We start from the raw sequence: 17,671 nt of genomic DNA on the forward strand, positions 1-17,671 counted from the left end.
GCAATCGTCGAACCCGTCCCCACCAAGCCCCCGTCGGCGTCATAGCGTTGCACATAGATGCCTTCGTCCCACTCGAGGCCTACAACAAAACCACCGTCAGACAGACCGATCACCTCCGGTGAGTTCAAGGGTTGGCCGATCAGCAGCGGCGAGCCGACAGCCTCTCCCTGGTCGTTAAAGCGCTGCGTGCTGACCACCGAGCCGGTTGAGACCGTGGTTACGTAGCCACCGCCAGCCAGACTGGCGATGTCGCCGACAAATATGGCAGTATTGTTCACCGAAACCGCCGGTCCGGATCCTCCCAGGCCGACCTCGATACGCACCGTGCGCTCAACACCGCCGTCCAGATAAACAAAGCTGTCGACACCGCTGAAACCCATCGCCGGGGTGTAGCTGTAGGTGCCGTCGGCATTGAGGGTGAGGGACCCGTTGGAAACATCGCTCACCAGGGTGACCGCCACCGTATCGGTATCCAGATCCCCCGCTGCCGCACCATCCGCCAGTACCCGCAGCAGATGATCGTCGGCGGCCAGCGGCGGCGTCAAAGCATCATCAACGGTTATGATTTGATCGTTAAATTGCAGATTCTCGATACCAGTCAGAAAATCAGTACCGTCCGGGCTGCCGACCCGCTGATCGGCGACTTGGACATTGCCACCGCCAAGGTCGGTCACTTGATAGTCGGCGAAGTTACCGCTGAAGACCGCCGTGTCGTCACCGGCACCGCCATCCAGGGTATCGTTGCCGGCGCCGCCAACCAAAGTATCGGCGCCGGCATTGCCGGAGAGCAGGTTGGCATCAGCGCCGCCGGACAACGAGTCGTTGCCGCTGCCGCCTTCCACATTCTCGATGTTCGATAAGCTGTCGGTGCCGGTTTCACCGCCGGTTGCGGTTCCGGCCCCAAGGTCGACGGAGACGCCCAAAGTAGTGTTGACATAGCTAACGGTGTCTGTGCCCGCACCGCCATCCAGGGTGTCGTTGCCGGCACCACCATCCAGGATATCGTTGCCGGCAAACCCGCGCAGGGTATCGTCCTCGATGCCTCCCTGCAGGTTATCGTGCCGGTCGGTGCCGAGCGACAGGACTCGTGTGAAAATGCCGTCGCTGGTGCCGTCGGGTTCGCCCCAGCTGAAGGCCAGGCGTCCGTCCTCCAGAACGATAACCTCCGGATTGCTCTGGCTGCCCGCCAGACCATCGGTTACCACGAACTCCTCACCGACGGGCGTGCCACCGGCATCGAAGGCGCGGGCGTGGATATTGCTCTGCCCGCCGATCTCCGAAGCCCAGGTGACCAGGAAACCACCGCCCGGCAGTTCCGTCACCGAAGGTGTCAGCTGTTCACCGGCCACGGTCTCATTCACCGTAAAGGCCGCACCCAGGGGCGTGCCGTCAGCGGCAAAGACCCGTCCCAACAGGCCGGCGCCGTCGGCGTCCGCATTGCTCTCCGACCAGACCGCCACCAAGCTGCCGCCCTCCAGCAGCGCCAGGTCGACCCTGGATGCTGTCTCACCGACGGCCGTCGTTGCAATGGTGAACTGGCCGCCGACAACAGCCGTCCCCGTCGTCGCATCGAAACGCTGGCCGATGATGTCGGTGTTGCTGTCGCCAACCCAGGCTACCAGGAACTCGCCACCCCCCAGGGTCAGGATTGCTGGGGCCTTGTTGCCGGCACCGACATCCAGGGATAGGGCCGCCGTGCGCGGCGTGCCGTCGGCATCGAAGGTCCGCACCAGGATGTCGTCATTGCCCTGGTCGTCGGTACGGTCCCAGGCCACTGCATAGCCGCCGTCCTCAAGCGCCGTGATCTCCGGGTCGCGCTCGCCGCGCGGCCCGCCGTCGATGTTCACCTCGCTCACACTCAGCTGGGTCCCGTCGGCCGCATAGCGCAGCGCCCGCAAGCCCGGATCGTTGGCATTGCCGAACTGCCACAGGAGAACGAAGGTTCCGTCCGCCAGTTCCACCGCCGTCGGGTTAAAGGCCGAGACATCCGGGGCCCCCGGCTTGGGAATAAAGATCTCGGCGCCAACCTCGATCCCCTGGGCGTCGAAGCGCTGAGCATAGACCCCCTGGTCGACCCCGCCGTTGGATACCACCCAGGTTACCAGGTAGCCGCCACCGCTGAGCGCCGTCAGATCCGCCGAAGCCTCGTTCTGTCCCACAACGTTGTTCACCTGCTGGGCCGGGCCCGAACCGGCCAGGCCGACCTCGATGCGCACCGTGCGCTCAACCCCACCATCCAGGTAGACGAAGCTGTCGACACCGGTGAAGCCAAGCGTTGGGGTGTAGCTGTAAGTGCCGTCGGCATTCAGGGTGAGGGACCCGTTGGCGACATCGCTCACCAGGCTCACCGCCACCGTGTCCGTATCCAGATCCCCCGACGCGGAACCATCCGCCAGAACCCGGAACAGATGATCCCCCTCAACCGCCACCGGCATCAAAACATCATCAACGGTTATCGTCTGATCGTTGAACTGCAGATTCTCGATACCCATCAGAAGATCGGTACCGTCCGGGCTACCCACACGCTGATCAGAGACTTCGATCGCGCCCCCGCCAAGGTTGGTGATCTGGTAGTCGGCGAAGTCACCACTGAAAACCGCTGTGTCCTCGCCAAGGCCGCCTTCCAGCGTATCGTTACCGCCGCTGCCGGAGAGGCTGTCGTTGCCGGCATTGCCGGTCAGCAAGTTTGCGCCGGTATTACCGACCAGTGTGTCGGCGCCGCTGCCGCCTTCGACATTCTCGATACCCGTCAGCGTATCGCTGCCGCTCTCGGAGCCGGTTGCCGTTCCCGCCCCAAGGTCGACGGAAACGCCCAAAGTGGTGTTGGAATAGGTGACAGTGTCAGTGCCCGTACCACCGCCCAATGCATCGTTACCGGCACCGCCATCCAGAGTGTCGTTGCCGCCGCCGCCGTCAAGGCTGTCGTTGCCGGCATTGCCGGTCAGCAAGTTTGCGCCGGCATTACCGACCAGTGTGTCGGCGCCGCTGCCGCCTTCGACATTCTCGATACCCGACAGCGTATCGCTGCCGCTCTCGGAGCCGGTTGCCGTTCCCGCCCCAAGGTCGACGGAGACGCCCAAAGTGGTGTTGGAATAGGTGACAGTGTCAGTGCCCGTACCACCGCCCAATGCATCGTTACCGGCACCGCCATCCAGAGTGTCGTTGCCGCCACCGCCGTCAAGGCTGTCATCGCCGATGCCGCCGTTCAGGGAATCCGCACCTGTACCGCCGCCAAGAACATCGTTACCGGCATCGCCATCCAGAGTGTCGTTGCCGCCGCCACCGTCGAGGGTATCATCGCCGGCGCCGCCGTTCAGGGTGTCCGCACCTGTACCGCCGCCAAGAACATCGTTACCGGCATCGCCATCCAGGATGTCGTTGCCGCCGCCACCGTCCAGGGTGTCATCGCCCATACCGCCAACCAAGGTGTTGTCGCCGGCATCGCCGGTGACCAGGGCCGCCAGTGCCGGCGCTTCGATATTCTGCAGGGCGGCGGCAGCCTGAAGATTTTCTTTCGGGTCGCCAGGGAAGGGGGTCTGAGAGTTGTCCTGAGCCATGACGCTAAGCTCCCTTACTGATCATGGGTTGAACGGTAAGAAGCAGCGTAATAGCAATTTAAAGTAGAAACAACTTAAAGGTGATTATTCTTATAAAATGCGCGCAAAAAATATTTTCTTAGAGTAACTTACAGTAACTTCTTGTTATAAAACTAAAAATATTTTGAATTAAGAATCATAAGATCGCCCGCCGGAGCATATTCAGGCTCGCACAGCTTGGTTAATTTCAATTCTAGGTATTTTCCGAATAAACCGATAGTTGTTATTTTGATTGGGCTCGCCCGACGTTTCGATTATGGGCGACAGACGATCACCAGTCGCTTTCTAACCCCGAACCTCGCCGCCTTTCACCGCCTGCCAAAGCGCCTCCAAGGCATCGAGTGGCTGGTTTTCGGTTTTTTGCCCGTCTGCGGTCAACATGGCCTCCATCGCCCGGAAGCGGCGTTCGAACTTCGCGTTGCTGCGTCGTAAGGCTGACTCCGGATCGACGCTTAGATGGCGGGCAAGGTTGACCACAACGAACAGCAGGTCGCCAACCTCGTCCTCCAGCCTGTCCGGATCGCCGCCCTGATCCATAGCCTCGCGGATTTCGCCGATCTCCTCGTCGATCTTGTCGAAAACCGGCTCGGCATTGGGCCAGTCGAAACGCACACGCGCCGCCCGCTTTTGTAGTTTCTCGGCCCGCAGCAGTGCGGGCAGGGCGGTCGTCACTCCGTCAAGCGCCGAAACCTGCGCAGCGCCGTTGGCCGCTGCCTTGGCGTCACGCTCCAGGGCTTTTTGATCCTCCCAGGTCACTTTCACGTCTTCCGGGGTATCAGCCTGATGCTCGCCGAAGACATGCGGATGGCGGCTGACCATCTTGTCGCTGATTGCTTTGGCCACGTCATCGAAGACAAAATGCCCGGCCTCTTCGGCCATGCGGGCATGGAATACGACCTGCAGCAGCAGGTCGCCCAACTCGTCCTTCAGGGCTGTCATGTCGCCTTGTTCAATGGCGTCGGCGACCTCATAGGCCTCTTCGATGGTATAGGGCGCGATGGTCGCAAAGCTTTGCTTCACATCCCAGGGGCAGCCGTTTTCCGGGTCGCGGAGTCTGGCCATGATGGCGAGCAGCTGGTCGATCTGCCGGATGGCGGGCGGCTTGGGGAAGGGGGCTTCATCGGTCATAAACAGCAGATTAGCCAAAGCTGCCGGCAACGGCCAGGGCGGGATGAGGGCTTGGTTAAGGAAGTACAAAGACTTCTGCTATAGCTCTGGAAGCATGTTGACGTCCCAGAGACCGGCAGAGCCCAGGACTGACGGAACCTTCTTCAGCCCAAACTCGAGCAAGCTCTATGCCTACTGGCACAGCCTGGCGCTGCGTCGGGGCGGGGTTCCGCTGAAAGACGACTTCGACCCGGCGGAAATTCCGGGCCTGCTGCCCCATATCTTCATCGTCGAGAAAGAGGCCGGAACCGGCCGCTTCTTCTTTCGCCTGTCAGGTACCGCGATTCGCGAAACCATGGGCGTGGAGAACACCGGACGCTACCTGGATGAACTCCTGGACGGGGATGACCTGAAAAACGTTGCCGGCATGTTCGAGGAGGTGATGGCACAGGGCACCTGCATCCGGTCGATCGAGGGCCTGACCTACAGCGACCGGAGCTACTTCCGGGTCGAGATCGTGCGCCTGCCGCTGGCACTGCCCGACGGCGAAACGCGCCTGGTGCTCGGCTGCCTGTCGCGGATCGAAAACGATTGCCGGCCCAACCAGGTGGCCGGGGCGGTGAAAGACAAAGACCTCATTCAAATCGACAACGACGTGCTGCCCCGAAAGTCGTTCTGACCCTCCTGTCCGCTTCCCAAAGCAAAGAAGCGGCCGCCCGGGTAGGGACTGCCGCTTCAAAGCCTTCAACTGCGGTTCTGCGCTCAGCCCGCCGGGCCGACACAGAGGTTTGCAAAGGTGTTTGCTTCGCTCCACTCCTCGACCTCATCGTGGTCGTCAAGAGAGATCGAAAACTGGCAGGTCGCGTTGAACCCCGGCGTATAGCAGCCGTTGGGAATGCCTTGGGTGATCAGAATCTGCCCATTGGCCGGCACATTGACGGCGATGTTAGCAGGGGCAGCACCGGCATTCGGGAAGCTGGGCGTCCACTGGAAAGCACCGCTGTCGCTGCCACCGGCATTGCGGATCCAGAACTTGATCTGGTTCGGCGCGCCGCCGGCCGGGTTCTTCACGCAGAAGCTATGCTCAGGGAAGCCCTGAGGCAGGTTATGGGAATTGTTGTAGAAAGGGATCACAACCAGGTTGGCCAGTTGGCTGGGAGTATCGGGGCCGTCGGTTGTCGGCCTTCCGGTACCCGGGCGCGGTTTGCCCGGCTGGGGGTTGGTCTTTAATACGGGTTGGCGCGGTGGCTCCGACGGCTTAATGATCTTGATCTGCGCCGGAATCGGCCGGACCTGCTCCTTGGTGGACTGAGCGGCGCTGTCGTTGGAGAGCGGGGCGGCCAGGGTTACAGCGGCAACGGCCGCTAAAGTCAGTGTGGAGACAGTGCTCTTGCGCATCGTTCAGGTCCTTTTCGCTTTCCTCCGGTGCTGGCCGGAGTTGGTTGTCCTGACCATTGGTCGCCGGGTTGTCCCAAACGGTTCAATGAGGGGTTCTGTATGAGCGTGGACAGGGCAGTTCAGCGCCCGGTTAAGGCCGTTATCTTCGATCTGGACGGCACCCTTGTGCATTCCGCACCGGATATTCATGCCGCTGCCGTGCGGCTGTTGGGCGAACGCGGCCACCAGGGACCTGACCTCGCCACGGTGACCGGCTTTGTCGGAAACGGCGTTCCGGCCTTGGTTGAACGCCTGCTGGCCTGGGCCAAAGAAGCTGTGGATCCGTCGGCCCTTAAGGCCGCCATCGGCCGCTTCCATCAGATCTACAACGAAGCGCCTTCGGCGCTGTCGGAACTCTATGACGGTGTTTCCGGGACCCTGGAGACATTGAGCGCCGCGGGCCTTCGCCTTGGCGTCTGCACCAACAAACCGCTGGTGCCGGCGCGGCAGTTGTTGGCCGATTTGGGAATCGACGGTTACATCGAGGTCCTCGTCGGCGGTGACAGCCTGCCGCAGCGCAAGCCGGACCCCCGGCCCCTGCTGCACGCGGCAGAGGGCCTGGGTGTGGCCCCGGAGGCCATCGTCTTCGTCGGCGACAGCGAAGTCGATGCCGCCACTGCCCAGGCCGCGGGTGTGCTTTTCGCGCTCTTTGCCGAGGGGTATCGCAAGAGCCCCCTGGCGATGATCCCGCACCAGACTAGTTTCTCCCAATACGGGCAGCTGCATTCGCGCGTCGTCGAACTGGCCGGCGCCGAAGGGCTGAAATAGCCGCCCAAAAACGACACAAGGCTGGCGCTGCCGCGGGATCGGATAATCCCGCTAAAGTGGCTCCTGTTGGAAATGCCGAAGGGGGAATTCGAAATGCGATGGCAACGGTATCTCGCCGCCGGAGTGGTGACCGCAGCAGCCGGCATCACGGCCGCCTGTACAACCGAGGAACAGGATCTGTTGGACCGGGGGTTCCCGCCCGCTTACGCCCAAGGCTATGGCGAGGGCTGCGAGAGCGGCCACAAGGCGGGCGGCGATGGGTTTTCGCAACTGCGCAAGAACCCGCAACGGTTTGCCGCCGACAATCTCTACAAACAAGGCTGGGAGGATGGCTTCGCCACCTGCAAAGGCGAGGAAACCGCCCGGCAACAGGAAATGCAGAGTATTCTGGCGGCACAGAACCGCCATGTCGAAGAGAAGAAACGCAAGCACTCCTGGGAGCGGGAACTGGAGCGCGATATCGAAAAGGCGCTCTCCAAGAAAGATATGGAGCTGCTGAAGAAACTGGGCAACTGAGCCGAAAAGCAAACCGCCGACACCCTGTTGCGGGGCACCGGCGGCTGCTTCCTCAATGTAACTTCAAGTCGCTTTTTAACCGCGCGGCTTGAGACGCAGCTTGCGGGACTTCGTCGCCGGATCGGAGCCGGGGCCGGGCTTGCTTGGTTCGACCTTGAATCCGCCGATGCCGTTGATCTTGCCGTCGCCGTCACAGTCCAACTGTACGTTCAGTTTCGCGACGAAGGAGTTGTTGCCTTCGTTGGATTCGGAGACCTGCTTGTTGGCATCCATCACCACCTTGATGGTGTTCATGCCTTCCTTCAGTTCGGCCTCCCACTTCTTGAAGGGCGTCCAACCGCCCGCAAACAGATAGCCATTCGGGAAGCCATCGGACTTTACCGGTATGTTATCGCGATAGATCAGTGCCGTTGAGCCGGTGGCATTGACAGTGCCCTGGTTACCGGGCTGATAGTCAAACTGGTTGAAGCGACACATGTTTTGCTGAGGGCCGGCCCGCGTGGCAATGACCGGGCCCATGCTGTCCAATACGATGACGCCGCCGTCGGTCCACTTTTTCCCGTCGATGTAGCCGACACCGATGGTGATATCCGGCAAACCATCAGCTAAACCGCCAGGCCCACTCGCAGGCGGATCTGTGAAAATAGGCTGAAGCTGAAAACCCGAGGCGCCAGCATTGCTGGCGGCAAGGGCAAGGGTAATAGCGGCCGCAGCTGCCAAGCCGGGAGAATTGCGATTGAAGCTCATTTCCAATTCCTCGTTCGTAAATGGCCGCCCCCTAACAGGGCCGGAAAACTGTTGGGTAGTCGTTTGCCGAGGAGGAAAGGTTCAAGGCACCGGGGACGATGGTAAGTAAATCAACCGCCGATTTCCACAACCAGTTTTCAAGACATAGATAATTATTTCAATACTTTAGTTGGTTAATTCCGCGACCTTGGATGCTGTCAGTGAGGCCGTATTTTCCCTCACGCAATCATTCGACGGCTTCCGTCGGCCGGCCGCTGCTGCCTATACTTCGGATTACAGGAATAGGGGGCAGCATGATATTCAGTCCAGGCGCATTCGGGCCGGCCGCCGCAGGCCGCGCCTTAACGGCGGCCGTCCTCATGGCACTGCTGGCCTTCGGCTCGCCGTCGAAGCCGGCCTGGGCGGAAAGCCAGGCTGTTGTCGTGGAGCAGGCGGAGTTTCTGGTATCGGTCGACGACGGGCAGGGGCGGGAGCGCCGCATCCGCGCCGACATCGTACCCTTCCTGCCGAACCGTGCCTGTTTCGGCTGGCAGATCAAGCTGTCCGATGCGCCGCCGGTGATTCGCTACCGGGAGGTCCTTACTCTACCATCCGCCCCGAAGTTCTGGAGCGGCGAGAACGACGAATACAGCTCGCACAGGTTCTCTGCTGACCGCACCACCGCCACCACCGAGGAATTCGCGGCCCCGAAGGATGGCTGGCTGAGCAGCCGCTGGTGCATCGCCGAGGGCGATCCCACCGGGCCGCATTCGATCGACGTCTACATCGACGACCGCCTAGCCCGGCGCTTCGAATTTGAGGTGAGGGCGCCCTGAAGCGGAGCTGCCCTAGGGTCAGGACTCAATTGAGCCACCATGTGATGATTGCGGCGATGAAGACGGCAGATAGGAAAGTATCTGCGCGTTTGTCGTATCGGGTGGCGATTCTTCGGAAATCTTTGAGCCGACAGAACATGCGCTCGATGAGGTTTCGGCTGCGGTAGGCGATGCGATCGTAGCTGTGAGGGTGTTTGCGTGTTGGATTTGGCGGAATGACAGCCGCGCTCAGCCAGCCAGTCCCGCAGCCTTCGGGCATCGTAAGCTCGGTCAGCAATGAGCTGACGCGGTGTTGGGATGCGTCTGAGGAGGGCAGCAGCGCCATCCAGGTCGTGGGTCTGGCCGGGCGTCACGGTAAAGGCCAGAGGTCGGCCGAAGGGGGGGAGCGCGGCTAGAGGCCTAGAACAGATCGTTCTCGGAAACGCGCATAATGTATAAACGGGAAAGACGCAAATAAAGAGACCTTATCCACTAGATATAGTCCCTCATTTACTCGACCTAGTTTAGCTGTTCACCCTACAACCCGCAACTGTTCTTCGGTTTCTGCGGATGATTTCTCTTGCTCTTCTTGCTCGCGCAACTCTCTTTCCCACTCACGCCTAAGCAACTTGAATGCCTCCCTGGCCTGCTGAAGTAGACCGGCGGCTTCAAGCATACAGCCGCGCGAGGAGTGTCCCGCCTTTGCGAATCTTGCCGTCGTGTGAAGGTTCTCGGCCAAGCCGGACAGGCGATGCGCCAGGGTGTGCAGTCCGTCCGGGGTGGCGGGCAGGGGGATATCCAGCCGCCGCGAGGGCAGGGTGGGGGTGCCGTCGTTCTTGTGGTACTCGTGGCCAACGAACTGCCAATCAAAGGCGTTCAGCGGCTTATTGAGATCCTGCTTTTCCATTACCATTTTTGATTCCCTTCGTATGTCAGGCGGTCTTCCATATCCTATCTCTCAGTCAGCGCCTTGTTCTGCTACACGTCGGATTGACGCCATGGTGACGAGGGTTCGACCGCCAATCTTGATGGTCTCAAGAGAGCCGGTTCCGATGATCCGCCAAACCGAAGTCTGACCAATGCCAAGCACCCTGGCGGTTTCCTTTACAGACAGCGTTAGGCGGTCATCATCTAAAATTTGTTCCACTTCCCTGCTTCCTTTTCTCAATCTGAACCCTGTTCAGCTAAGCGCCGAATTGATTCCATAGTGATGAAAGTCCGGCTACCGATCTTCCTAATTTCCAGCGCACCTTTATTGGTCAACCGCCAAATTGTGGTGCCGCTGATGCCGCCAAGAATTTTCCCCGCCTCGGGCACGGAAACTAAAGGTGGCTCTGGTGTGGTTTGGTTCTCACCCATCTCTCTACTCCTTACTGTTTGCACGTAGGATAGCCCTTGTCGCCCGCGTTCTGCTGCGCTTGCATTCTTTGCACTGGCGATGGCCCCGGCGAGTTACATACAGGTTCTCGCCCGCAAGTTCGTGGCCTCGTATACAGTGGGTAAAACGCTTTCTATGCCCTTGCCCCAGCTTAAGCCCGTCGAGCTTCGCGCGCCCCTTGGAAAGCATATCCGCTACATTTGCGGCACCATCACCTAAGAATAGGTGGTTTGGATTTACGCACGCAGGATTATCGCAACGGTGGAGAACCCATTGTCCGGGCTCAAGCGGACCCTTTAGCAGAGTCCAGCTCGCTCTATGGGCCCTCCACATTTTGCCGGCCATCCAGAAGGTCCCATACCCGTTTCCGTGATCCCCGCCGGTCCAGTTCCAGCAGTCCCACGCCCCACGCTTATCGACTTTCCGCCAGAACCGGAGCAACACCTCGTCGCTAAGCTCACGTGAGCCCTGCTCTGCGGATTCAAGTTTCTGGATGAGGTCAGTCATTGGGAGTCCTGCCAGTCGTTGCTTTCGAGCAGCCCTGTTTCCGCAATCGAGTGGACGGCTCCCAATAGTTCGCTAAGGCTATTGGATTGGCTTACAGCTCTGGGATCAGAAAGGGTGCGGATCTTCTCCAAGGTCGTCCGCAACCTATTCGCCCTCTCACACTGCCCAGCCTCGCAAATCATCTGAGGGCCTGCCGGGGATACTGTGGGGGTGTCAGTCATTTCACTTCTCGGCAAAGTCGATTACCTCGGTGGGGACATTTCGCTTGCCCTGCGCAACGATGCGAAGCTGTGTGTTGGTGGTGCGCAGAATCTCCCTAGCCTGGGATGCAATAGCATCACCTTGGCCGGGCTGGATGGTCCCGGTCTTCAGGTCGTTCAACGTTTCCCAAAGGGCGGACTTTAGATTACCGGCAGTAAGATTTTTCATAGTCTCGTTTCCTCTTCTGCATTTTGTTGATAGTACCCTTTTCCATATAAACTTCGTATCTAGACGCTTGAGAATTAACTTCTGTCTCAAGATCGACTAGAAGCATGTGGCTTTCCCAGAACGAGCCAAACTTCATTCGTGCCCGATACTCGCGGTCATACTGTTTCTTGTAGGCGCGATACTCTGGGCGGCGGCAGTACTCGACATGCTGCGCCATTTTGGCTTTCCGAATGGCCCGCTCTTTTTCGGGGTCGCGCGTGCGCTGATAGTAGGCGGCCTTTTCTGCTTTGAGACGCTGAGCGTTCTTCGCTCGATACTGAATGTCGTATAGGCGCTTCCGCTCCTTCAATTCTTCGGCACTCTTGTTCTGGCGTCGTCCAATGCCAGCACACTTCCGTCCGCAGTAGACTGCATAGCCCTGTTTGCGGGATCGGTTGACATCACCCGCTCGCTTGTTGGCGGGTAGGCCACAAAAAGCGCAGGTGATTTCAACCACGCTCATCTTCTCTTCTCCGCTATCTTGCCTGTGTCGATCTCGTATTGTGCGCGTAGAGCTTGCCAGGATTCTATGTGCGTGTTTGTCGGTGTTGGCCGGTCGAGTTCTGAGCGTGATTGGACGCCGACGATTTCGCGCGTCACAATTGTGCAAATCTCTGTAAGGCAAGCGCCTGGACGATCACGTCGCCACCCATCCCAGATCCCGGCGTAGCTTTCGGCTACCCACTCCTGAAACCCCGGGTCATTACACAGCATCCCGCATATCTGTGATTCGGTCGGGGGTGCCTTGGCATAGCCAGCAACGGACTTCACGGGCTCGCCAGCTTTCGGTTCGCCTTCCCCCTCAGGGTTATCGTAATCCACTGGCTGGGTAATGACGGCGAATGCCTGCCCGTACTTAGGCCCTGTCTTAAAGGGCTTAAACGGGTGCTCCTCTCCCTCATCCGGGAGGAGGAAGGTTATCTTCCTCCCCGCCGGAGTATCGGACCAGGAGAGAAGCTGTGCTTCGCCTCTGTAGTTGGGTTTTGTCACGGCAAGTCCCGAATTGGAGCAAAGGGAATCTCGTCATCCAGCGGGCCAGGAGGCGGCATCTGACCGGCCATCGCCGCATTCTGCTGATGGCTGATGCCGGGCGCGGCTGCTGGAGCCTGTGCCGTCATAGCAGCTTGTTGCTGCGTCTGCTGGCCCTGTGGTGCTCGTACACGAATGCAGGCAACACGCTTTCCTTGATAATCAGTTTCAGTCGGGTAGATTTCGATCTTCTGCCCAAACCAATTCTGAGTCTCTTCGCCATAGATCGCCGCGATGGTGCTTGCATTAGTCTTGTTTAGAACGAGTGGCTTTTCAGCATTTTGAAAGTGCAGTGCAGGCTTTTCGCCATCATCAAGCTCGGCCATTTTTACATCGCCCATCAGGAGTGTAAAAGAACGTCCGTTAAGGTCTGCCGCTCTCAAGTGATTGGAGGGGAATGCGCCGTTGATGTTCATCTTAGAAGTTCCTTCGAGTTAACTTCAGTTAAACTGCTTTCTTCTCTTCGTGTATCTTCACGCCGGGAAGCTCTCTGTGCGGATTGCCGTCAACCATGCGCTTGGCAAGGTCGTTCAGAAATCCGTACATCTCGTGTTGGCAGTGCTGCCATGCCCAGCGGGCGAACTCCGTGGGGTCGGTCAGTTCATGCCGGTAATAGGTGCGCAGCGTCGTGGCGCGGCCTGCCCCACCCTTGGCTCTGGCCTTATCCTTCGCAGCGACACGCGCGGCAATCTCTGCCTTGTTGGCCACCTCGTTCAGTCGCTCGGCTTCTTCGCGCGCCGCCAAGTCTGTCACCTGTGAGGCCTTGAACGCTTCCTCAGCCGCACGGCGCTTTGCCTCAGCCTCGGCCTGCGCTTTTGCTTCAGCTTCGCGTTTCTCAGCCTCCAGCTTTTCCAGCCAGGGCGTCAGGGCCTTCTTGGCACTTTCCAGCGCCAAGACGGTCTTACCCTTCACTGCCTTGGTTTTGCCGATCAGCGGAGCATAACGGGCCTGCACTTCGGCCTTGCCGTCGTCATAGGGCTTGTTCTCGGCCTTGCGTAACTCGTCCGCTTCCTTCTCGGCCTTGCGAATCATGTCGATCAGCAGGTTAAGCCCGTCTGCCATTTCCTGGCTTGTGACAGGATCGCCGTCTAGCCAGTTCTTGGCCTCGTCATATAGCCCGTCAATGCGCTGGCTGATGGCCTCGAAGGGCAGGGGCTCGGGCGGGTTGTTTCCGCCAATTGTCGCGCGTGCATTTTCAAGAACTGTCATTGGCTTTCCTCAGAACAGGCGGTCAATGATTTCGAGAAGGTAGGCACCGTCTACGCGCTCTTTATCCTTCTCTTGAAGCTTATCGATGACCTCAAGGAAGTAGGCGACATCAACGCCGGTTAGCTGATCGCGGAGAACGCTCAGGTCTTTCAAGTCAAGCTCGCCAATTTGGAATGCCATCTTGACGAACTGCCCGGCGTTGATCGTCCAGCCACGTTTCACGAACTTGCGTGTTCGAATCGCGCTGCATATCGGATACCGTGAGCCGACGTATCGCAGCTCTTTCGCCAGCAAGGCCTCAAGGGCGGGTTGGTTCAAAACAACGCCGGTCGATTTCGTCCAGTAGTTTGTGCAGTGGATAAAATCATAGTTTGCGTGAATTTCTTCGGGTGTTCCAAAGAACCGGACGATTACCTGCACCTTGTGTGATAGAGTGATGGCGTTCGTTGACAGGAAGACCGGGCGATAAAGTTCACCGTCAGCTTCAGCCCAGGCCGCCGTTTTAGTTTCCTCGTGCTGGTCCTCTATCTCTGCCGGATCGTCCATCACCTCTGAAACGTAGGTCTGCGCCTCTTCTGGCGGACGGTCCTCGAAGTACTGATAGTCCGCCTCGGCACCCTCTTCCGAAGCAACGCCAGCAGATTGAACAACGATCTCCACGCGGTCTGTTCCAGGCCTAACGCTGATATCAAGAGGGATGCCGTTGGCACGCTTTGATTTGAAGCGCTTGACGTAGTACTCGGCCAGATCGCGGGCAGTTTCCTGCTTACCGAGATAGACATCGAAGTCTGAGATATCTTCACCGAGAAGCATTGAGGCGATGCAGCCGCCAGTTACGACCGTCTCTTTTTGAACACGCTCGCGAAGACTCTCATCTTCGATGGAATCCCACCATCCCCTCATCTTCTTTGAGATGACGGCATTGATTGTTTTCTTCTTCATCGAATCTCGACCTCTTTCTTGAAATGCTCATCCGCCAGCCTTTGTTGGCCCTCGTCACGCGCGGCCTTTTCCTCGTCTGCCCTGTGCTTGCGACGGCCTGCCAGGAAGGCCTGCTCCCAGGTGCGATTGCCACGGCTGATATCGTTGTTCACGATTAACGTTAGGTCGCTCATGGCTGCTTCTCCATGGAATCAACGTTGCAGTGATGGGCCTTGAAGGTGACGGCAACTACCCAGGGGTTTGCTTCCCAGTCATAACCGCGACCTTCATTCAGGCCGTTCCACAGTTCCTCGAAGGCTATAATCGGTGAGCCGCTAGGTTCGCCCTTAGCCTCCATTTCTGAGTCCGGCCACGTCACGCCCTCGGCCAAGGCGTCAGCGCAACTGATATCCTGCACGCGCTGGACCTTGATGGCGGTCACTTCCAGGGTGAGGCGGGAAGCCCAGCGGGGCATGTGGATGGAGGGGCGCAGCTTACCAGCACCGCCGCCGCAACCGCTCGGCACCAGTTCCGGGTCATCCGCATGATACCAAGCGCCGGACTTCCACCAGTCGTCAGATGGGCGCTTTTCGTTTTGGTCGGCACGTAGTCGGAAACTCTCCCGCACCCAAAGCAGGTCGCCGGGGGCGTAGGGGACCTTCAGAAAGTCGTCGCCAGCCTCGCCGTGGCCGCTCTGGAACCACTCGCCTGTGTCCTCGTCCTGCCATGGGGCCATGCCCGGCTTGAGCTTCAGCACCCGCCTTGTCTGCGACTTCCTGCCTTCAAGGATCGCCCGCACCATAGGCCCGGAGAAGAGAATGGGCTTGGTGCTCATGGCTGCTTCTCCTGGGCTGCGAGTGCCCGGAGTTCGGAAAGGACATCTACGCACATCCCATATCGAATTGCGTAGCGTGACGATTTCTCCTCGTCGCTGTTTCGGTACTCATCCGATAAGCTTAGCGAGGTCTTTTTCCACCGTTCCACCACCTCCATGCACTTAGCCACCCCAGCCGCATAGCCGCCGTAGGGTTTTGCTCTTTCGTGAGGTTCAAGCTCTAGATGGTCTGCAAAGGGCTCTATTGCCTCCTTGGCCTGCTGGATTGCCCCGCCGCAGACGTAACCGCCGATATCCTGAAATTGCATGTCGTCCAGTAATTGCCAGATAGCATCGGCCATGGCTTCTGCTTGTTCCGGCGTTGCCGCAAAGCCGCTGCTGTCTGCGGGCTGCTTGAGCAACGACTTAAGCACTGTGGCGTTTAGTGTGAGGTTTAGTTCGTCACCAATGCGGCAAAGTGTTTCATGCTCATCAGATCCCGGTGTCGCCGCTTGTCGAAGCTCCTTGTTTATCTTCTGGCGCTCCTCCAACACCTCAACAGCAGCGTCGCTGGTGGAGGGGCGGGGGAGGGCGTTCCAGAGTTCGCGGGCCTTCGACTGGCTTGCCATTTTGGGACCTACCATAAAACATGAAAGACAGCGCCCCGCGTACATGACACCCGCCGTTTCACCAACGCCGCGAAACTCGGCAATATGTGGATAGCTGGCCCTGTGGCACTCACGATTAGGGCACGGTTCTATCTTATGTTCTTTGACGGTCATTCTCTTCGCATAGCCTTTCCGAATGCGCTGTCGGGATAGTGTTTGACGGCCAAACAGATCAGAGTGAATTCCAGTCCGGACGTTCCGTAAATGTGGTCCACCTTCTCTTTTATGCCGTTCATCTCATCGCCAATCTCTACGGCAAATCCTGAGTCGTAAAACCAGCTAATCCGGGCGTTGATTTCGCTTTCGTAGAGGTCGATCAGAAGTGCGCTCAGGCCGCCATTTATGCGCTGTGGCGGCGGTGCTGGATTTTCATGGTCATGCAGGATCGAGAATGCACGGTGAAGCGGGCATGCGCCTTTGTCGAAGCGCGACGGCGTTTGGCCCTGCGTGCATTCAGAGCAAAATGGATCAGCACCCACATCGATAGTGCCAGACTCCTCGTCATACTCGTTCAGCAGATCGCGGAGCGCTGTAGCAAGCTGTTCTGTGGTGGTCATGTCACTCACTCTCCTTGGTGAGCTTTGCGAAAAACACACCCAAGCAGTTGCAGAAGGGATGCTCTGAACTGAGTTGGCCGTTCACGAAAACCCGCACAGTATCGAGCTCCGCCATGTGTCCGCTTATCCCGCCCCACTCGATGGACGTGACACCGCCCCACTCGATGGACGTGACACCGCCCCACTCGATGGACGTGACACCGCCCCGGCCAACCTCATAGTATTCGTCACCGTCGGGGGTCGTTGCTACGTGAACGGCCTTTAATGCTTCCTGTCGCATCTACTCTCCCTCCTGCTGCGCAAGGGCGGCGCAGCGGACGCAGCAATCTCGGCTGCTAATTAAGTCTTTCAGATCCCCATCGATAACCAGCCACTCCATTGCGTTGCGGCCACAAAGTGTTCTGGGTGATGACGATCTTGCGATGTGGTGAACTTCTCGTTTCCACCATTGAGAGTCCTTGCTGTGGTTGTTGTGAACAGAGGGGCGGGGCTTTGCTGAACAAGTGCCAATGAGCTTTTCAGTGTTCATTGCTTCTCTCCCGCAGGAGAGAGGGCGGCGCGGGCGCGCTCACCAGATAACGCCAAGTCGTCAAACGCACGGCTTGTGTATTTGTGGCCCCAGCCAAATTCTTTCAGGACTTGGTGAAAATGATCCCGCCGCGACTCCAAGTCTTCCAGCGCTTCACGCTCGGCAGGTTTTGCTGCCTTCACAGAGAGGGCGGCACGTTCCGAACGCCGAGCAGCCATTACCGAGTCGCTTGCCTTTTGCTGTATCTTGTCGCTGTGTGGGTTTTGCTCGGCATGAAGTAAGTCTTCAATTGCTCTGTGAGCCTCTTTCAGCGCTTCCCGCAGGGTAGGCTCTGCTGCCTTCTCTGCCTGGGCGCGGGATATGGCGCGAGCCGCTTTCCGCCGGGCCGATTTGCGCATTTTAGATTCTTGTGGATTACCGCCGTTCTCCCAGACGCCTTTCGTCCTTTGCATAAGATCAGACAGTGCCTCCAGCATTTCTTCATAGGCTGTCATTGGGGTTGCTTTGGTCATGGGTTAGGCTCAGCCCTAGAGATTGCGGCTTGAAGGAGTTCGCTCGTTACCACAGCGCCCTCTGCTTCCATCACGACAAGCGCCGCCTTACAGGCCGCCAACAAATCCGGTGCC

Annotated in this window: 25 protein-coding genes and 1 pseudogene; 4 read left to right on the forward strand and 22 right to left on the reverse strand. The window is 58.8% G+C overall.

Going from position 1 to position 17,671, the window contains the following annotated elements; translation table 11 throughout:
* On the reverse strand, window positions 1-3,557 hold a 3,557-nt coding region (locus HBA54_RS27990; RefSeq protein ID WP_167231821.1), incomplete at its 3' end, for a beta strand repeat-containing protein.
* Window positions 3,558-3,881: 324 nt separating this feature from the next.
* Entirely contained in the window at window positions 3,882-4,724 is an 843-nt protein-coding gene (gene mazG / locus HBA54_RS27995; protein WP_205944968.1) for a nucleoside triphosphate pyrophosphohydrolase, read from the reverse strand.
* A gap of 94 nt (window positions 4,725-4,818) precedes the next feature.
* On the opposite strand from mazG, the gene HBA54_RS28000 reads away from it, so the two are divergent.
* A complete protein-coding gene (locus HBA54_RS28000) occupies window positions 4,819-5,382 on the forward strand; it encodes a PAS domain-containing protein (RefSeq protein ID WP_167231824.1) in 564 nt (187 codons plus the stop codon).
* 83 nt (window positions 5,383-5,465) lie between these two features.
* Here HBA54_RS28000 and HBA54_RS28005 read toward each other — a convergent pair whose 3' ends face one another.
* Window positions 5,466-6,101 (reverse strand): hypothetical protein, encoded by a 636-nt coding sequence (locus tag HBA54_RS28005; protein WP_167231827.1) that lies wholly within the window; start codon window positions 6,099-6,101, stop codon window positions 5,466-5,468.
* A gap of 99 nt (window positions 6,102-6,200) precedes the next feature.
* Here HBA54_RS28005 and gph point away from each other — a divergent pair, with 99 nt between their 5' ends.
* Together gph and HBA54_RS28015 are read left to right on the forward strand one after the other, a co-directional pair.
* Window positions 6,201-6,908 carry a phosphoglycolate phosphatase gene (gene gph, locus HBA54_RS28010; protein WP_167231830.1) on the forward strand — a complete coding sequence of 236 codons (708 nt, stop codon included), beginning with the start codon at window positions 6,201-6,203 and terminating at the stop codon, window positions 6,906-6,908.
* Between the two features lie 93 nt (window positions 6,909-7,001).
* Window positions 7,002-7,424 (forward strand): hypothetical protein, encoded by a 423-nt coding sequence (locus tag HBA54_RS28015; RefSeq protein WP_167231834.1) that lies wholly within the window; start codon window positions 7,002-7,004, stop codon window positions 7,422-7,424.
* 75 nt (window positions 7,425-7,499) lie between these two features.
* Here the strand turns inward: HBA54_RS28015 and HBA54_RS28020 are convergent, their stop codons facing one another.
* Window positions 7,500-8,171, reverse strand: coding sequence for a CARDB domain-containing protein (locus HBA54_RS28020; protein WP_167231837.1), 672 nt, complete (start codon window positions 8,169-8,171; stop codon window positions 7,500-7,502).
* Between the two features lie 293 nt (window positions 8,172-8,464).
* Here HBA54_RS28020 and HBA54_RS28025 point away from each other — a divergent pair, with 293 nt between their 5' ends.
* Entirely contained in the window at window positions 8,465-8,986 is a 522-nt protein-coding gene (locus tag HBA54_RS28025) for a PM0630 family protein (RefSeq protein ID WP_167231840.1), read from the forward strand.
* Window positions 8,987-9,011: 25 nt separating this feature from the next.
* On the opposite strand, the gene HBA54_RS29805 is transcribed toward HBA54_RS28025, so the two are convergent.
* The 18 genes and pseudogenes from HBA54_RS29805 to HBA54_RS28115 all read right to left on the reverse strand — a co-directional run bounded on the left by HBA54_RS29805 (window position 9,012) and on the right by HBA54_RS28115 (window position 17,557).
* A complete protein-coding gene (locus tag HBA54_RS29805; protein WP_367575724.1) occupies window positions 9,012-9,245 on the reverse strand; it encodes a transposase in 234 nt (77 codons plus the stop codon).
* Window positions 9,184-9,339 (reverse strand): annotated as a pseudogene (locus HBA54_RS29985) (transposase); the annotation flags it as partial. The pseudogene HBA54_RS29985 and the gene HBA54_RS29805, both read right to left, overlap by 62 nt.
* A gap of 158 nt (window positions 9,340-9,497) precedes the next feature.
* Window positions 9,498-9,878, reverse strand: coding sequence for a hypothetical protein (locus HBA54_RS28040; RefSeq protein ID WP_167231844.1), 381 nt, complete (start codon window positions 9,876-9,878; stop codon window positions 9,498-9,500).
* A 45-nt stretch (window positions 9,879-9,923) separates the two neighbouring features.
* Window positions 9,924-10,112, reverse strand: coding sequence for a helix-turn-helix domain-containing protein (locus tag HBA54_RS28045; RefSeq protein ID WP_167231847.1), 189 nt, complete (start codon window positions 10,110-10,112; stop codon window positions 9,924-9,926).
* Between the two features lie 17 nt (window positions 10,113-10,129).
* Window positions 10,130-10,324, reverse strand: coding sequence for a helix-turn-helix domain-containing protein (locus HBA54_RS28050; RefSeq protein WP_167231850.1), 195 nt, complete (start codon window positions 10,322-10,324; stop codon window positions 10,130-10,132).
* A gap of 4 nt (window positions 10,325-10,328) precedes the next feature.
* Window positions 10,329-10,850, reverse strand: coding sequence for an HNH endonuclease (locus HBA54_RS29990; RefSeq protein ID WP_167231853.1), 522 nt, complete (start codon window positions 10,848-10,850; stop codon window positions 10,329-10,331).
* A 222-nt stretch (window positions 10,851-11,072) separates the two neighbouring features.
* Window positions 11,073-11,279, reverse strand: coding sequence for a hypothetical protein (locus tag HBA54_RS28060; RefSeq protein ID WP_167231856.1), 207 nt, complete (start codon window positions 11,277-11,279; stop codon window positions 11,073-11,075).
* Window positions 11,257-11,781 (reverse strand): hypothetical protein, encoded by a 525-nt coding sequence (locus tag HBA54_RS28065; protein WP_167231859.1) that lies wholly within the window; start codon window positions 11,779-11,781, stop codon window positions 11,257-11,259. Before HBA54_RS28065 ends, HBA54_RS28060 begins: the two co-directional genes overlap by 23 nt.
* Window positions 11,778-12,308, reverse strand: coding sequence for a hypothetical protein (locus HBA54_RS28070; RefSeq protein WP_167231862.1), 531 nt, complete (start codon window positions 12,306-12,308; stop codon window positions 11,778-11,780). The genes HBA54_RS28065 and HBA54_RS28070 overlap by 4 nt, the downstream gene beginning before the upstream one ends.
* Entirely contained in the window at window positions 12,305-12,763 is a 459-nt protein-coding gene (locus HBA54_RS28075; RefSeq protein WP_167231865.1) for a hypothetical protein, read from the reverse strand. The genes HBA54_RS28070 and HBA54_RS28075 overlap by 4 nt, the downstream gene beginning before the upstream one ends.
* Window positions 12,764-12,791: 28 nt before the next feature.
* The gene (locus HBA54_RS28080; protein ID WP_167231868.1) at window positions 12,792-13,556 is read right to left on the reverse strand and encodes a hypothetical protein; all 765 of its coding nucleotides are present in this window, start codon (window positions 13,554-13,556) and stop codon (window positions 12,792-12,794) included.
* Between the two features lie 9 nt (window positions 13,557-13,565).
* Window positions 13,566-14,498, reverse strand: coding sequence for a Gabija anti-defense Gad2 family protein (locus HBA54_RS28085; protein ID WP_167231871.1), 933 nt, complete (start codon window positions 14,496-14,498; stop codon window positions 13,566-13,568).
* Window positions 14,495-14,671: a hypothetical protein gene (locus tag HBA54_RS28090; protein ID WP_167231874.1), complete on the reverse strand. Its 177-nt coding sequence runs from the start codon at window positions 14,669-14,671 to the stop codon at window positions 14,495-14,497. The genes HBA54_RS28085 and HBA54_RS28090 overlap by 4 nt, the downstream gene beginning before the upstream one ends.
* The gene (locus HBA54_RS28095) at window positions 14,668-15,312 is read right to left on the reverse strand and encodes a hypothetical protein (RefSeq protein WP_167231877.1); all 645 of its coding nucleotides are present in this window, start codon (window positions 15,310-15,312) and stop codon (window positions 14,668-14,670) included. Before HBA54_RS28095 ends, HBA54_RS28090 begins: the two co-directional genes overlap by 4 nt.
* A complete protein-coding gene (locus tag HBA54_RS28100) occupies window positions 15,309-16,073 on the reverse strand; it encodes a hypothetical protein (RefSeq protein ID WP_167231880.1) in 765 nt (254 codons plus the stop codon). Before HBA54_RS28100 ends, HBA54_RS28095 begins: the two co-directional genes overlap by 4 nt.
* Complete coding sequence (locus tag HBA54_RS28105; RefSeq protein ID WP_167231882.1) at window positions 16,070-16,516, reverse strand: hypothetical protein; 447 nt, start codon at window positions 16,514-16,516, stop codon at window positions 16,070-16,072. The genes HBA54_RS28100 and HBA54_RS28105 overlap by 4 nt, the downstream gene beginning before the upstream one ends.
* A gap of 1 nt (window position 16,517) precedes the next feature.
* On the reverse strand, window positions 16,518-16,796 hold the full coding sequence (locus HBA54_RS28110) for a hypothetical protein (protein ID WP_167231885.1): 279 nt from the start codon (window positions 16,794-16,796) through the stop codon (window positions 16,518-16,520).
* A gap of 245 nt (window positions 16,797-17,041) precedes the next feature.
* Window positions 17,042-17,557 (reverse strand): hypothetical protein, encoded by a 516-nt coding sequence (locus tag HBA54_RS28115; protein WP_167231889.1) that lies wholly within the window; start codon window positions 17,555-17,557, stop codon window positions 17,042-17,044.
* Window positions 17,558-17,671: the final 114 nt, after the last annotated feature.

The organism is Pelagibius litoralis (assembly GCF_011683915.1).
In the GTDB taxonomy this organism is placed as follows: Bacteria; Pseudomonadota; Alphaproteobacteria; order Kiloniellales; family Kiloniellaceae; genus Pelagibius; species Pelagibius litoralis.